Source organism: Hyphomicrobium sp. DMF-1 (assembly GCF_027886585.1).
GTDB classification, from domain to species: domain Bacteria; phylum Pseudomonadota; class Alphaproteobacteria; order Rhizobiales; family Hyphomicrobiaceae; genus Hyphomicrobium_C; species Hyphomicrobium_C zavarzinii.
On the sequence record NZ_CP115706.1, the window covers coordinates 3,595,753 to 3,611,210 of the forward strand.

Annotated in this window: 10 protein-coding genes; 3 read left to right on the top strand and 7 right to left on the bottom strand. The window is 63.6% G+C overall.

Annotated features, from left to right (window positions below):
* The first annotated feature begins 2 nt into the window (after positions 1-2).
* From PE058_RS16510 to PE058_RS16520, 3 genes are read left to right on the top strand one after another with little or no spacing between them, the layout of a single operon-like run.
* Positions 3-1,460, top strand: a complete 1,458-nt coding sequence (locus PE058_RS16510) for a GntP family permease (protein WP_271028895.1) — start codon at positions 3-5, stop codon at positions 1,458-1,460.
* 39 nt (positions 1,461-1,499) lie between these two features.
* Positions 1,500-2,618, top strand: a complete 1,119-nt coding sequence (locus PE058_RS16515; RefSeq protein WP_020085402.1) for an efflux RND transporter periplasmic adaptor subunit — start codon at positions 1,500-1,502, stop codon at positions 2,616-2,618.
* On the top strand, positions 2,618-5,683 hold the full coding sequence (locus PE058_RS16520; protein ID WP_271028896.1) for an efflux RND transporter permease subunit: 3,066 nt from the start codon (positions 2,618-2,620) through the stop codon (positions 5,681-5,683). The genes PE058_RS16515 and PE058_RS16520 overlap by 1 nt, the downstream gene beginning before the upstream one ends.
* A 25-nt stretch (positions 5,684-5,708) precedes the next feature.
* Here PE058_RS16520 and PE058_RS16525 read toward each other — a convergent pair whose 3' ends face one another.
* From PE058_RS16525 to PE058_RS16555, 7 genes are all read right to left on the bottom strand, one after another.
* Positions 5,709-7,460, bottom strand: coding sequence for a metallophosphoesterase family protein (locus PE058_RS16525; protein ID WP_271028897.1), 1,752 nt, complete (start codon positions 7,458-7,460; stop codon positions 5,709-5,711).
* Between the two features lie 161 nt (positions 7,461-7,621).
* Positions 7,622-9,181, bottom strand: a complete 1,560-nt coding sequence (locus tag PE058_RS16530; RefSeq protein WP_333780403.1) for a caspase family protein — start codon at positions 9,179-9,181, stop codon at positions 7,622-7,624.
* The gene (locus PE058_RS16535) at positions 9,171-10,709 is read right to left on the bottom strand and encodes a caspase family protein (RefSeq protein ID WP_271028899.1); all 1,539 of its coding nucleotides are present in this window, start codon (positions 10,707-10,709) and stop codon (positions 9,171-9,173) included. The genes PE058_RS16530 and PE058_RS16535 overlap by 11 nt, the downstream gene beginning before the upstream one ends.
* 60 nt (positions 10,710-10,769) lie before the next feature.
* Entirely contained in the window at positions 10,770-11,768 is a 999-nt protein-coding gene (locus PE058_RS16540; RefSeq protein ID WP_271028900.1) for an OmpA family protein, read from the bottom strand.
* Entirely contained in the window at positions 11,765-12,985 is a 1,221-nt protein-coding gene (locus PE058_RS16545; RefSeq protein WP_271028901.1) for a serpin family protein, read from the bottom strand. The genes PE058_RS16540 and PE058_RS16545 overlap by 4 nt, the downstream gene beginning before the upstream one ends.
* A gap of 71 nt (positions 12,986-13,056) precedes the next feature.
* Complete coding sequence (locus PE058_RS16550; RefSeq protein ID WP_271028902.1) at positions 13,057-13,797, bottom strand: DUF4384 domain-containing protein; 741 nt, start codon at positions 13,795-13,797, stop codon at positions 13,057-13,059.
* A 36-nt stretch (positions 13,798-13,833) separates the two neighbouring features.
* Entirely contained in the window at positions 13,834-15,411 is a 1,578-nt protein-coding gene (locus PE058_RS16555) for a trypsin-like serine protease (protein ID WP_271028903.1), read from the bottom strand.
* Between the last annotated feature and the right edge of the window lie 47 nt (positions 15,412-15,458).

Genomic DNA, 15,458 nt, shown 5'->3' on the forward strand with positions numbered 1-15,458 from the left:
CAATGGGACTTCTTGGCATCATCGTTGCGCTCGGATTTCTCATCTGGCTCGCCTATCGCGGCTGGAGCATCCTTCTCCTGGCCCCTGCCGCCGCGCTGATCGCGGCCGCCTTCTCGCGCGAACCGCTGCTCGCCCACTGGACCCAGACGTTCATGTCCAACGCGGCGCAGTTTCTCGCGCAGTTCTTTCCGCTGTTCCTGCTCGGCGCGTTGTTCGGCAAGCTCATGGACGACAGCGGCTCCGTGAAGGCCATCGCGCGCTACATGACGGAGACGCTCGGTCCTTCGCGCGCCATCCTCGCCGTCATTCTAGCCGGCGCGGCGGTGACCTACGGCGGTGTCAGCCTGTTCGTCGCGTTCTTCGTTCTGGCGCCGATGGCAATCGAGCTGTTCCGGGCCGCGAACATCCCCCGGCGCCTGATACCGGCCGCGATCGCGCTCGGAACTTCCACGTTCACAATGTCCGCCCTGCCCGGCACGCCCGCGATCCAGAATGCCATTCCGATGCCGTTTTTCGGCACGACGCCTTTCGCAGCTCCCGGTCTCGGCATCATCGCCTCGGCCATCATGCTCGGCTTCGGGTTGTGGTGGCTGCGCCGTGAGGAGGACAAGGCGCGGCTCAAAGGAGAAGGTTTCGGGGGCGCGGACCTTGGGGGTGCGGGCGCTGCAGCGGCGGACGACGAGTTCATCCGCGAGCGCGCGACAGCGGCTCGCGAGTTCGACCCGGCCGAAATTTCTCACGGCCAGCACACCGAGACGTTGCCGCCCATCTGGGTTGCCGCGCTGCCCCTGTTCGTCGTCGTGCTCGTCAATCTGCTGATGGCTTTGATCGTTCTCCCCTCGCTCGACTTCGCGTTCCTCAAGGAGGAGCGGTGGGGCGGAACCTCCATCCAGGCCGTGGGGGGCGTGTGGTCGGTGGCCATCGCGCTGGCCACGGCGACGCTCGTACTCATCATTCTCAACTACGAGCGCCTCCCCGCCTTGCGCAAAAGCATGGATGCCGGCGCCAACGCGTCCGTTCTCCCCGCGCTCAGCGTTGCGAGCCTCGTCGGCTTCGGCGCCGTCGTCGCCATGCTACCCGCCTTCGCGTTCGTGCGCGATTGGGTGCTCTCCATCGGCGGCGGCGTGCTGGTGTCTCTCACGGTCGCAACCAACGTGCTCGCGGCCCTCACCGGCTCTGCTTCCGGCGGCCTCACCATCGCGCTCGATGCGCTCGGGGGCACCTACATGCACCTTGCTGCGGACCAGGGCATCCATCCGGACCTGCTGCATCGCGTCTCCGTCATCGGGGCGGGAACGCTCGACAGCCTCCCGCACAACGGAGCGGTCGTCTCCCTGCTCGCCGTGTGCGGATCGACACACCGCGAAAGCTACCGGGACATCGTTGTCGTCTGCATCCTCGGCGCGATGATAGCCCTCGCGGCCGTCATCGTTCTGGGGTCGTTATTCGGATCGTTCTGAGGTCGCGCGCCGATCAGGCAGTTGAGGGAGCTTTGTCCGATGAGCAGATGGAGCCGAGCATCACAGCAGGTCGCGCCTCTTCTCGGCGTGCCTCTTCCCGCGATCGCGCTGCTCGGCACGCTCGCCCTGTCGGCTTGTAGCGACGACACCGAAAGCGCGGCGCCCGATCCCCGTCCCGTGCGTACCACGACTGTCGAGAAGCGTGTCGGCGGGCAGCCGCTGGCGCTCACCGGGCGGGTCGAGGCGGCCAACGAAGCCGCACTGGGATTCCGCATCTCCGGCCGCATGGCAGAGCGCACGGTCGGAATTGGAGATCGCGTCGAGGCAGGCCAAGTAGTCGCGCGGCTCGAGCCTCAGAACGAGATGAATGCGTTGCGCTCCGCGCAGGCCAACCTCGCGGCCGCTCATGCGGCGCTAACGGAAGCGCGCAATCGCTTCGAGCGGCAGGAGACGCTTCTCTCCCAGGGCTGGACGACGCGGGCGCTCTACGATCAGGCGGAGAAGGCGCGCGCGACCGCCGAAGCGCAACTCGACGCCGCGGAGGCTCAGCTCAAAGCGGCCCATGATCTCGTGAGTTTCACGGAGCTCGAGGCCGACGCGCCTGGCGTCGTGACCGCGACCGGAGCCGAGCCTCACGAGGTGGTGCAGGCGGGACAGATGATCGTCCGTCTCGCCCGCGAAGACGGAAAAGACGGCGTGTTCGACGTGCCGGCGCAGGTGCTGCGTTCCGTTCCAGCCGACGTGGAGATCGAGGTTCGGCTGAGCGACGATCCCTCCGTCAAGGCAGCCGGACGCGTGCGAACCGTGGCGCCCCAGGCCGACCCGACCACCCGTACATTCGAGGTGAAGGTGGGGCTGACGGACCCGCCCGAAGCGATGCGGCTGGGCGCGACAGTAACCGGCCAAATCGAACTCGACACGCTGGCGACCATCGAAATACCGGCGAGCGCGCTGACGAAGGTCAATCTGCAGCCTGCCGTCTGGATCGTAAACCCGGCCGATTACAGCGTCTCGCTCCGCAACGTCGAGGTGGCCCGCTTCGACCCGGCCACCGTCATGATCTCCGACGGCCTCGACGTGGGAGACGTCATCGTGACCGCGGGCGTTCAGGCGCTTCATCCCGGACAAAGGATACGCATCCTCGGAGCGGAACCGTAATGGGCGTCAATCTTTCACACTGGGCGCTGCGCAACCGCTCGCTGGTGATCTACTTCATGATCATGGCGGTGATCGCCGGTGTCTTCTCCTATGCCCGGCTCGGGCGCAACGAGGATCCGACCTTCGTCATAAAGACCATGGTGGTGCAAGCCGCCTGGCCCGGCGCCACTATCGAGGAAACGCTCAACCAGGTGACGGAGCGGCTCGAGCGCACGCTTCAGGAAACGGAAAAGCTCGACTTTCTTCGCAGCTACACCAAGGCGGGCGTCACGACCATCTTCGTAAACCTTCAGGGCGACACGACCGCCCGCGAAGTCCGCGACATCTGGGACGAGGTGCGCCGCAACGTGGCCGACATGAGATCCACCTTGCCTATGGGCATCGTCGGTCCCGGCTTCAACGACAATTTCGGCGACACCTTCGGCATCATCTACGGCTTCACGGCGGACGGCTTCACCCACCGTGAGCTTCGCGACCACGTGGAGGACGTGCGCTCCACCCTTCTCAAAGTCCGCGACGTCTCGAAGATCGAGATCCTGGGCGCACAGGACGAGAAGATCTTCGTCGAGTTCTCCATGAAGGAGCTCGCCACGCTCGGCGTCGACCGGTCGGCGCTGATCCGCGCGCTGCAATCCCAGAACATCGTGCGCCCCGGCGGCACGATAGAAACCGGAGACGAGACGCTATCACTCAGGGTGTCCGGTGCATTCACCTCCGAGCAGGATGTGCTCGACGTCAACTTCGCGGTTGGCGACCGCATGTTGCGCCTGCGCGACATTGCGCAGGTAAGGCGCGGTTTCTCGGATCCGCCGCAGCCTTTGTTCCGCGTCAACGGCAAGCCGGCGATTGGACTTGCCATCGCCATGCGCGACGGCGGCGACATTCTCGCGCTCGGACAAAACATCAAAACGAAAATGGACGAAGTGAAGGCCACGCTTCCGCTCGGCATCGAACCGCGGCTCGTGGCGGATCAGGCGGTGACGGTGGAGAGCGCCATCTCTGAGTTCATGTCGTCGCTCTGGCAGGCCGTCGGCATCATCCTCGTCGTGAGCTTCATCAGCCTCGGCGTGCGCGCAGGGCTCATCATCGCGCTCTCCATTCCGCTCACGCTCGCTATCGTCTTCGCGATCATGGAGCTCTTCGGCATAGACATGCAGCGCATCTCCCTCGGCGCGCTCATCATTGCCCTCGCTTTGCTGGTCGACGATGCGATGACCATGACTGACGCAACGCTCACCCGTCTCGCCAGGGGGGACAGCAAGGAGGAAGCGGCCTCTTTCGCGTTCCGCACTTACGCGTTCCCCATGCTGGCTGGCACGCTCGTGACAATTGCCGGGTTCGTTCCCGTGGGCTTTGCCGCCAGCTCCGCCGGCGAGTACACCTTCTCGCTGTTTGCCGTGGTGAGCATCGCGCTGCTCGTCTCCTGGGTCGTGGCTGTGATCTTCGCCCCCATCCTCTGCTCCGTCATTCTGAAGCCGCCTGCGCCCGCCGCGAGCGGCGAATCGAGCAAGGTGCTGGAGAGCTATCGCGGCTTTCTTTCGCGCGCCGTCGCGGCGAAGGGCTTGACGGTCGCCGCCACGCTAGCCGTGTTCGTGGCCTCCATTCTGGCGCTCCCTCTCATTCCCCGGCAGTTCTTCCCCTCCTCCGACCGCCCCGAGTTGCTGGTCGACATGCGGCTTCCGCAGAACGCCTCGATCTTCGCGACGGAGGATGCCGTCGAGCGGCTGGATGCGGCACTTCGCGGCGATGAGGACGTCGCGCGCTGGAGCACCTATGTGGGCCGCGGCGCCATCCGCTTCTATCTCCCGCTCGATGTCCAGCTCCCCAATGCGTTCTTCGCGCAGGCCGTGGTCGTCGCCAAGAATGTCGCGGCGCGCGAACGGCTGCGCGCGCGCCTCGAAAAGCTCCTGACAACCGACTTCCCCAATGTGGTCGGCCGCATCTCGCCGCTCGAGCTGGGCCCGCCCGTGGGCTGGCCGGTTCAGTATCGCGTCAGCGGGCCGGACATTGCGGTCGTCCGGGACATGGCGTTCAAGCTGGCTGCGGTCGTGGCCGCCAACCGCCAGGCCGAGCATGTAAATTTCGATTGGATTGAACCGACGCGCGAGGTTCGCATCGCCGTCAACCAGGACGAGGCGCGCCAGCTCGGCCTCAGCTCCGAAGCGCTGGCGTCCGTTCTCAACACCGTCATTACGGGCAACACGCTCACCCAGGTTCGCGATGATATCTATCTTGTCGACGTGATCGCCCGGGCAACGGACGAGCAGCGCGTCTCCCTCGCGACTCTCCGCACCATCCAGGTTCCGCTCCCCAACGGCAGAACCGTTCCCCTGAGCCAGTTCGCCTCCTTCGAGTATGCCCAGGACCAGCCTGTGGTCTGGCGGCGCAATCGCGTGCCGACGCTTACCGTGCAGGCGAATGTCTCCGGCGGCACGCTGCCGGAGACCGTCGTCGATGCGCTGGCGCCCAGCATCGCGGCGCTGCGAAAGGAGCTTCCACAGGGCTACGCCATCGTGGAGGGCGGAACTGTCGAAGAAAGCCAGAAGTCTCAGGCTTCGGTGATCGCAGTCGTTCCGCTCATGCTGCTGATCATGCTGACCGTTCTGATGGTGGAGTTGCGCAGCTTCCAGCGGCTCGGGCTGGTGCTGACTGTCGGACCGCTCGGACTGATCGGCGTCGTGGCCGCTCTCCTCGTCTCGGGACGGCCGCTCGGCTTCGTTGCCATTCTCGGAATCCTCGCCCTTCTGGGCATGATCACGAAGAACGCCGTCATCCTGATCGGGCAGATCGAGTCCGAACGGTCTCAGGGCAAGGATGTCACCACCGCCGCCATCGATGCGAGTTGCACACGCTTCCGGCCGATCATGCTGACCGCGGTCTCGACGGTTCTCGGTATGATCCCCATCGCGCCAACCGTGTTCTGGGGACCGATGGCCTTCGCGATCATGGGCGGGCTTCTCATTGCCACGCTGCTGACGCTCGTGTTTCTTCCCGCCCTCTACGTCGCGTGGTTTTCGAGAACCGCGCCCTCTGCGGCGGTCGCAAATGACGGCGGCACTGCTTGATGGTCCGTTTCCTGCGCTTGCGCCATTACGATACCTCGCGCGTCTCGTCCCCGGCGACCGTCATGCGCTGCGGCTTCAGCAGGCGAATGCGGCCGTCGCTCCCGGCCTCCAGCGTGTGAATGTAAAAGTGCGTCTCGACGTCGTTGGTCGCCTCCATCACCGGAGAGGGCGCCGAGACAATTGCCATTCCTCCACACTCGCCGATCCAATCGATATGCCGGTGGCCATGCATCAGCACGGCGCGGCTTGCCATCGGCCGAAGCTGGCGCAGGAACCAATTGCCGTTGACCAACGCCGTGCCAATACGCTCGGACAAAACCTTCGCGGCGCGCGGGTATTCTATCGGGTGGTGATGGAGGCCAATAAGCCAGACAGCACGCGGATATTGCGCGGCCGCCGTCTCGATGCCCCTCACCTGATCCGCCGAGACAAGCCCCAGCGCGTTGGTGAAGGAGAAATGAGACTCGGCGTTGGAGTTGAGAAGGATGATGCCCAGCCCGTCCTCCTCATCGGGCGGCAGGACCATGGGGAAGAGATCGTTCCACAGGTCCGAGATCGCCGTCGAGAAGACGGGACGTCCGGTATCGGCGAAGCTCTTAAGGCCGGACGCGCGCGCTGCCAGGGCATCCTGAAGCGTTTCGCCGACGCGCTTGCCTGCGCGGTCGATCACCTTGGCGCGAGTGCCCTGGATTGCCGCCGTGGCCGATAGCGTGCGGATTTTGCGCAAGCGGCTGTTCGGATCCACGTTGAGATCGAGGCGCGCGGGGTTGGCGCGATCGACGATGTTGACGTCGTGATTTCCCGGAAGGATGAGCGCGCGCTCGGCAATAGCGGGGTAGGCCGCCATCGCATCGAGAAACTCGGCCCACTCGGCCGCGCGGCCGGCATCGGTCTGATCTCCCGTGATCAACACAGTGTGGAGCGGCTCTGAAGCATGGAGCGCGTCGAGCCCTGCGAGCAGGCGATGCAGGCGTGCGTTGCCTTGCGGTCCCGACCTGCCGCTCTCGATCCGGTATCCATATCGCTCGCCGACGACGTGAAGGTCCGACAGATGCGCGATGCGCCAGCTGCGTGCGCCCGGCGAAGCTCGCGGAAAGCTCTCGATGTCGCGCGGAGGCGGCATCGTCATATCGGCGAACGCCCACACGAGCGACGCCACGGCAAGGTAGGTGCCAACCAGCACGACGGTGTTGGCAAGCGCGATCCAGGCTAGCGTACGCGGCGCAAGTAGATCGCCGGCCGTACCGATCCAACGGGAGGCCGGCCACGCGAGCAGCACCGCGCCCAGCGCGAGCCCGCTGATGAGGATGCCCGACAGTGCGGCGGTCCACGCTCTGAGGCGCTCTCGGCGAGCGACCTCCGCGGCTTCCGGAAGCATGAGCTCCGCGACATGGCGCAGGGACTCGCGGCACATCGCGTAAGCGGGCTCTACCGCAAGCGCGTTCAGCGACCAGAAACTGCTTTCCGCCAGATGGAAAAGCCTGCGCCCGAACAACCAGCCAAGGACGAGAATGGCGAGAAGAATGACGACTGGCACGAACCCGAGGAGCTGCGTGCCGAGCTGCCCTCCGACCTTGGCGGCCCAGCTCGTCGCGATCAGCGGCGCAACGCCGAGCACGATAGCCGGGACGATCAACAGAATGAGCCATGCAAGCAGCAGCTTGGGCAGGCTCACCTCGACCAGAAGACTGCCCGCCATGGAGAGCAGCGAGCGGTGCTTCGTGCTGGACGCATCGTCTTCGACGTCGCCGCGTCGAGGATCAACGATCAACCTCATGTGCTTGCCCCGCAGAATGGCGCCTGTTCCTCCCGGAGCTTGCCGATGAGTGGCGCGGCGAGCAAGCCTTGTCGTCCCTCATACTTGCCGGAACGTCAGCGAGCACTCTCCCTGCGGTCCGGCCAGGCGCCCACGTCTACGATGGGTCATCGGCCTAATCGTTACTTCACAATCTCATAGGAGGCCGTCGCGAGCCCCCACTTCACCGGGCGGTTGCGCGGATCTCCGGTCCATACGGCCAACAGGGCCTCTGCAATACTTCCGAGATATTCCGACGGCCTTCCAATCACATCGATGCCCTTCGCACGCGTCCCCTCGAGCAGGGTGTCGAGAGGCACCTTGTCTTCTGCTACGATGGCAATGATTTTTCCCTGTCCGGCCTCATCGGCTTTGAAGACGCAGCCATAAGAGGGGTCAGGCATCAGCAGCGGAGCGTTTGCGCGGATGGCGCGCTCCTTGTGCGTACAAACGCTCGGAAATAGCTGGAAGACTTTCCCGTCGTCACGCGCGTCGAGCACGATCAGCGTGCCGGGCCGCGAGCTTTCGATCCGCAGCTTGATGGACTGCCCAAGCCTGACAGTCGATCCGGGCTCGATCGCGAGCTTCACGGAAAACCCTTCTGGCGGAACCGGAATGACATCGGTGGGATCAAGGGGAGCCTGGCCCGCATCTCCCGCGGCCGCGCCGACGGGCCAAACGGACATATCTCTGCCGAGCTCGGACCCTCCGGGCTCAAAGGTTGGCGTCATGCCCGTCTTGCACGCGAAGCTCGCGCAATAGTTCTCGGCCTTGGCACGGGCGTAGGTCAGGACCTCCGATGCCGTGACCTTTCCGTCGCCGTTGCTGTCGGCTGCTCCGCCGATGCCATCCACGAACGCCCGGGTGAAAACACCTTGTCTCGCGCCTGGCGCAAGGGACGCATCCTCCTGTGCGAGCTGCGTGGCCGCGGCTGCGGTCCATACCAGCAGCGATCCTCGCCCCGTGACCGTGACATCGCGCGCCTCGATGAACGAATTCGCCTGGCGCAGCTTCTTGTAGGCTTGCTCGCTCGTTTTTAGTGCAACGGCGAGATCTTTGTCCGGGCCGCCGCGCATACCCTCGGTTGTCCACGTGGGAGAACGGACCATACCCTCACTGCCGGTGGCCTCGTCCTCGCTGACCAACGAGCGCTCGATGGTCCCGGAATGACAGCTATCTGAAAGCAACATGACCTGCCGATCGGCCATCTCGCGGAGAACCCGTTCGATTTCATCGTCAATCACGAAATTCTCGTACCCGGATGCGAGCAGTTTTCCGTCGTGGGGAACGATCACCTCGTCCCGGCCGTCAGCCTCGTCCCCACTGGTATCCTCGACAAAGTAACCGTGCCCCGAGAAGTAAATGAGCGCCCGGTCCCCAGGTGACGTATCGGCTACGATCCAATCGCGAAGCGCACTTCGAATTGCCTGTGCCGTCGCATCGGCATCCAGCAGCATTTTTATCTGCTGCGGCTTGAAGCCCCACTTTGTTTTCGCCAGGCTGGCCATGACGCGGGCGTCGTTCACAGCGCCGCTTAGCTGCGATTTCTCTCCAAGATAAGCGTATTTGTTGATGCCGATAATGAGTGCTCGATCCTCGCATCGCCCCGCCGTGGCGCCTCCGAGCAGAAGAGCGGCCGCCAAGACCAATCCGGACACACACCGGCCGATGTGTCTAGGGTGCTTCGAGGAGCTATTCTGCACGCGTGTATATCCCCACTACCCCGATCCTGAACGTCGCGCCGTCCAACACCTGCGCCAGCAGACCCGTAAGGGTTGCAGACGACACGGCAGAAGCAGCCTTGTACAATCCATCGACCGGCTTATCGCTTGCGAGCACCACAATGTGGTCGGCGCCGTAGGGAGCCTCCACGCGAATCCTCGGAATGAAGAAAGGGATGTCGTCAGGCCATCGCGACGCCTCGCTGTCCGCGAGGCTTCGTCGCGTCTTGTCGGGATGGAGAAACGCGACCGACCCGTCCGGTGCGAGGTCGAAGACCGTGACGTAGCTGCCCGAGGGCAATGTCTCACTCTCGAGCCTGAACTCCTCCCCCGTCCGGTAGGTCTTGTTGGTTCCTCCCGACAGGTTCACTTCAATCGCATGCCCGGCGGACACTCGCTTCAGCATCCCGAGAACACGCCACTTCTCGACAATCTGGGACAGTTCCTCAAACCGCACGCCTTCGGCGACAATGTCGCCCGCGCTGCTGCGAACGGTTCCGTCGGCTTCATTCCAGATGAGATCAGCGTCCCTCTGCGCCGCGACAATCGTCGCGTTGTCCAAACGCAGGTTCGCAGAGGCCGTAGCCCCACCGGACTCGATGTTGAGGGACAACGGCGGAAGAGCGTGCAGTCCCGCGCCCGTGGCCGTCGCCTTTCCCGCCGGAAGCAAACCATCTCCCGACTGCCGGAGCGGAACGAAATCCGGAATCTGCCGTCCTTCCGACCACAAGGCCACTTGAGGGATGAGGAACGTTTGCAGCTCGAGACCCGACAGCGTCCCATCCCGGTCTGCATCTGCCTGACCCTCGATTGCACGGCTGAAAGCGTAGCTCAAGGCGCCGCGCCTTTCGCCGTCAATGCGCACTTCAGGAGATTGGTTCTTTTCGCTGACGGCCAGAAACTGAAAGACACCCGGGATGTCGCGATCGCGCCCCCCCTCGACCGCATCTTGTTTTGGCGATGCGTTGACCGCTTGCGCGATCGATGCACCTTCCTCTTCCCCATAAGGCGGCACGAAGCGTACCTGCCCACCGCCGAAGGTCGCACGGCCCGCTCCGCCGGAGTGACAGGAATCGGCAACAAAGACGACCTTGAACCCCTTGCTCACCGCCTCTTTCAGCCAGCCGTGGATCTCGTCGTCTACGAGGCGCTCTGAAAAACCTGGATCGCCCTTTTTCGTGCTGAAGCCCGCCAGGAGGAACGCTTCGTCCTTGCCATCCTCTTCGTCGAAAGGCTCGCGATCCGGCTCCTGACCTCCATGCCCCGCGTAGAAAAAAACGACGACGTCGCCGGCCGCCGCACCTCCCACAATCTCACGCCAAGCGCGCTCGATCCGCTTGCGCGTGGCCTCCTTGTCCGTCAGCAGTGTCACGGTGGCCCCTACGGACCGAAGCGCCTGGGCGACGTCCTGGGCATCGGCAACGGCGCCCTCCAGCTTCTTGATTGTTTTGTAGTCGTTGATGCCTATGGCAAGCGCGTGAACTCGCGCCGATGCCACATCGGGCACCACGGCCCAAAGCGTGCACACCACAGCCGCTGCAATGAGCCGTCTTAGCAATGGATTCATGCCTCACTTTTGTGCTGCTTGATCATTCGGCACCTCGAGCTCCACGCGGCGGTTCTGCTGATGGATTTCGTCCTCGGAAAGCTCGACCGAGCCGTCGCCGACGTAGGGCTCGTCTTCTCCGCGTCCTTCCACGCGGATTTTGCCCCTGTACCCGTTCGAACGCAGATAGTCGGCAACCGCTTTCGCCCTGCGGATCGACAACGCCTTGTTGAACGCGTCGTCTCCACGGCTATCCGTATGCCCCGTCAGCGTGACATGTGGTGGAGAAGTCTCTCGCAGGAGCTCGAGCATCTCCTTCACGGCCTGCGCGCCGGCTTCCGTAAATGTCGCTTCCCGATAAACGAACTGAATGGGATGAGCGACCTTTTGCGGCACGAACCCGCGTACATCGCCACCGGCAATTCCACCTGGCTTTCCGCTGCGCATGTTGACCTGGGCGACATGCCGGGGTGCGAGCAGCGCCGCCTGCTCCGCTTTCTTGAATATGGCCTGCTGGACCTCCAGAGACGGCGCTTCTGGATTGACCACCGTGTCTCTCATGTCATCCAGCGCGTTCCTGTAGAGCTCGGCAGCGCGGAGATAGCCCTTTTGCGCCATTTCTAGATCCCCGAGCATCGCCGACATTTTCCACGGCTCAGCCAAGCGGAGACCGTCCCGCAACAAGCTCGCCCTCCGCTCGTCGCTGAGCGAGGGCGCGATAGCCTGATCATAAAAAGCGAGCGCAGCCTGTCTCAGAATCAACTCGCGCTCCAACGCCGTGCAGGGTGTGTTGCCCGAGAGGAGCCTTGATGCCAGCGCCGAAACCTCCGTCTGATCTCCGGCCCTGCGCGCGGCGCGCATTTTGCTTTCGAGGTCAAGGCAGTTTGCGCCTTCCGCCACGACCGGCGCGGCGATCAGCGGCACAAGGGCCAGCGCACCAACCAGGTGAGACAGCGCTATCCGCAATTTCTGGATCATGACACGCAGGCTCGGCCAAAGGTGGTCGTCTGTCAGCTTGATCATGACGCCGGATCCTCAATGAGCCCTTGGACGAGATCTAGGTTGAGGCCGCGATGGGAGATGCTGAACGCGAATGGGCTGTCCACGACAACGCGCATGACCTCTGTCATAGAGCGTGTTGCCGTGACCGTTGTGGCAGCGGCGGCCGTCGCGCCCCTCTCGTCAACCTCGATCTTGACCGCATGATTGATGACAGGCGCGCGCACCGCATTCGAAGATATGCGAGTGTACTTGGAACTGCTGGAGACCAGCGCCCGAAGTCCACTCGCCTCAAGCGCCTCGCGCATGTCGCTTTCAAACTTCACCGCGAACTTGGGGATCGTCACATCGATCCGGGCCGGCGTGAAGCTCGCCTTCGAAAGCACGGCGCCGAGATCCCATTGCCGTGTCGAGAAGGGCCGGCTCCTATCCTTTGACTGCACAATCACGAACTGGAAGCGCGGGGCCTCGGCGGTTCCAAAAGGAATGGAGATCGCGCGGAGCTTGCGGTCCTCCCAGATCCCACCATCGATCTCGGCGGCCATCATCGGGGTCTGCTTGGTCTCTCCCGCTCGCAAGCGGAAGGGCAAAGGCGCCGTCCGCGCCGGATCGAACGACTGGGCCCACCGGCCCTTGAAATAGAGGGCCGATGCCAGAACGAACTCGGTCAACGGATCCAGCCGGTCGATCATCTGCGGGATCTGGCCCTCGGTCTTCTCGCCAATCCATCCGTTGATTTTCGCCAGCGCATCCGAGCCCCGGAAGTCCACGCCCGCGACCTCGGCGGCAAACGCCGCATTCAGCCGGTCCTTGAACTCCGCCTCCGGGGTGACGTCCTGGTGGACCCAGACGCCGACAGCGGTCTTCAGTTCGACGCCCTCCCGTGACGATTTCGCGAGCTCGCTACCGAGAATCGCACAATCCGCGAGCACACTTTCGACCGTTGCTTTGGGTCCCGTCAGAATGGTGCCGGAAAGGGCCTTCTGCAGGCTGTCGTCTCCGCCCGCCGCAAGGCCCACCAGCGCCGAATGAAGGCAGTGAGGGGCGATAACGACGTTTTGCCCTTTGTGCCTGCGAGCGATGCGGTCCAGCACCGACACGCCGAGCCTGTTGACGACCGAACCGTTCGCTCCCTTTGCCGGCGCTTGCGCGAGCAATGCGTCCGGCCAGAGGGTCAGCGCGCCCAGTCCTGCAACGACCGTCCGGCGCGAGGGCCGGGCTTCTCCTTGGACAGATGTCATGGGATCGTCTTCACTTGGAAGCCACCGCCGTCATTGCTCGCCTGTCTGGGCCGGCACCCGCACGGAAGCCCCTACTTCTTGACCCGAACAAGTAGGTTCCGCACGCCGAACGCAGGGTCCTTCTCATCTCCACCGTCCGGCTTGAGTTCAGCGCTCAGATCCTTGGCGGTCTCCTCGCTCGAGCGTCCGATGGAAATCAGCGGGTTCTTCTCGTCGGTCGCCGCGAGGGTCTGCAACTCCTTGAGCGTGAGCGGCTTTTTTGAAGCGATCACCTTGATCAGATCGACTCCCGAAGGGCCGCCGACCGTGATCTGCCACTTTTCCTTCCGCCCGGGTATGCGGACCACGGACCCGGCCTTCACACGAGCGTCTTTCTGGAAATGATTTGGATAGAGGACAGTCGTCGAGCCGCTCGAGCCGATATTGAGAATGGTGATGTAGGCATCTTTTTGCGGCTTCACGGAAATCGACAGCGTATCGCCGACGGCGTAGGTCAGGCTCTTCTTGTTCACCCACGCGTCGATGCCGATCTTCGGCCCCTTGCCGTTCTCGTCACCAAGATCGTAGATCGGCTTCAGCTCTGCGGCGAGATCGCGCTCGAGCTCCTTGCTTGCGCTCTTCTGTTCATTGATCTCCTCCGTGCTGGCCTCGCCGTCACCCTCGGCAGTTGCGGCTGCGCCCTCAGCGGGAGCGGCGTTCTCGGCCAGAGTGACCGGCGCGTCTCTTTGCGCGCCCGCCCAAGACAGTTGAGAGGTCAAGGCCAGAGCGCCACAAAGCGCGACAGCAAACCTCAAAGCTCCATGGAGTGTCATCGTACGTTCCTTTCGCCCACTCGTGTTGACGTTCTGCTAATTGGTTACGATATCGAACGGCCGTTTCCCTACTGCACGCCCGACCTTGGCCGCTCCCACGACGTCGACGCTGCGCGAACGGTCAGCCTCATTGCTCCGCTGCGTGATTTCGGTAAGCAGCGTCACGGGATCGGCAATCTCCTGCAGCGCCTTCGATGGATCGACCAGATCCCCAATCTTCGCATCGGGAGGCGCCACGATCGCGATGATGGTGTTGCGGGCCGCCGGCGGCGAGGCCTTCAGCATGAAGCTCTGATCGCTGCCCGGAATCTCGATGGTCTCTCCGGCGTGGATGATCTCGCGGGCTTTGCCTGCCTGCGTGGAGGCGCTGAAGCTGTTGGGGAATAACTGCGTGACCTTACCCGCCTGGTCCTGGTTGAGCACGACCAGCGCACCCGTCAGCGAGCTCGTGACGCGGATCGAGATCGCTTCGCCGATCTTGACGCGGGCTCCGTTGGTCAGACTGACCGTCACCTCACCATTGGCGCTCGGACTGTCGGCCGGTGGCGGACCTACGAATTGACCGAGCGACGCATCGACACCGGACGGCGCGTTTGAGGAAGGCAAGGCGAATACTGCGCCGGGCACGTATTGCCGAATCCATCCCTCATGCCCGGCGACTGACGTGTAGATCCCAGGCTTTCCTGCCTCGGCACACCCTGCGCCCCAGCTCACGATCCCGATCAGAACCTGCTGCCCCAACGGATCGCGGATGTAGAGGGGACCGCCGCTGTCGCCGCCGCAACTGTCCTTCCCGCCCGCGTCGAACCCAGCGCAAATCTGGAGCGCATAATCCACGCCCGCGTCGGAGTACGCCTTGCGGCAGTCGCGTTCGCTGAAAATTGGAACGTCGACCTGACGAAGATGGTTCGAGATCCCTTCTCCGGTGTCACCAAAGCCAATCACCGTCGCGAAGGCGCCAGGCTTGGTAAAGCTGAGACCACCCCCATCCTTCTTGTCGAGCAATCCCGTGGGGGATTTGGCAACCGTTTTCAGCCGCAGCAGGGCAATGTCGTGATGCCCCTTTGGCGAAGCGCACAATCCCTTGTACGCGGGATGGCGGACCACCCGGTCGACAGCGAGGCGCCGTCCCAGCTTTTTCTTCGAAGCGCCGTATCGTGTGTCCGTACCTTCGAAGACCGTAACCGAAGTGGCCGCGTAGTCCGTCACCGGCCCCGGCGCGCAGTTCTCAGCGGGAGAGGGCGCATCCGCAATGCAATGCGCCGCCGTGACCACCCAGTTGCTATCGATCACAATCCCGCCGCACAGAAACTCCGACTGTCCTTTTTGTATGTTCAGGTAGACGTAGCTCGGCCAGCTACCGGGGCGGGACTTACACCCGCCGATGATCTTCGCATCACGATCGCCGCCGCTTTTGACTGCTCCACACACATCGGATGACCGCTCCTCGTCGCTCTCGCCATGTGCTTCGAGAGACTGATCAAAGTCCTCTTTCGCGCCCTCGTCAGAAGCGTCGTCTGCCTCCCCGGTGTGCGGCACCGCCGCATCCGCTCCTTCATCGTCTGACGCTCCGGCATCCGGCTCCATGAACTCCTCGTCGGCGGCCTGGGCCATCTCGATTTGGGTTTGGGAAGCGCTAGGGTGTGACTCAGCGAAAGCTG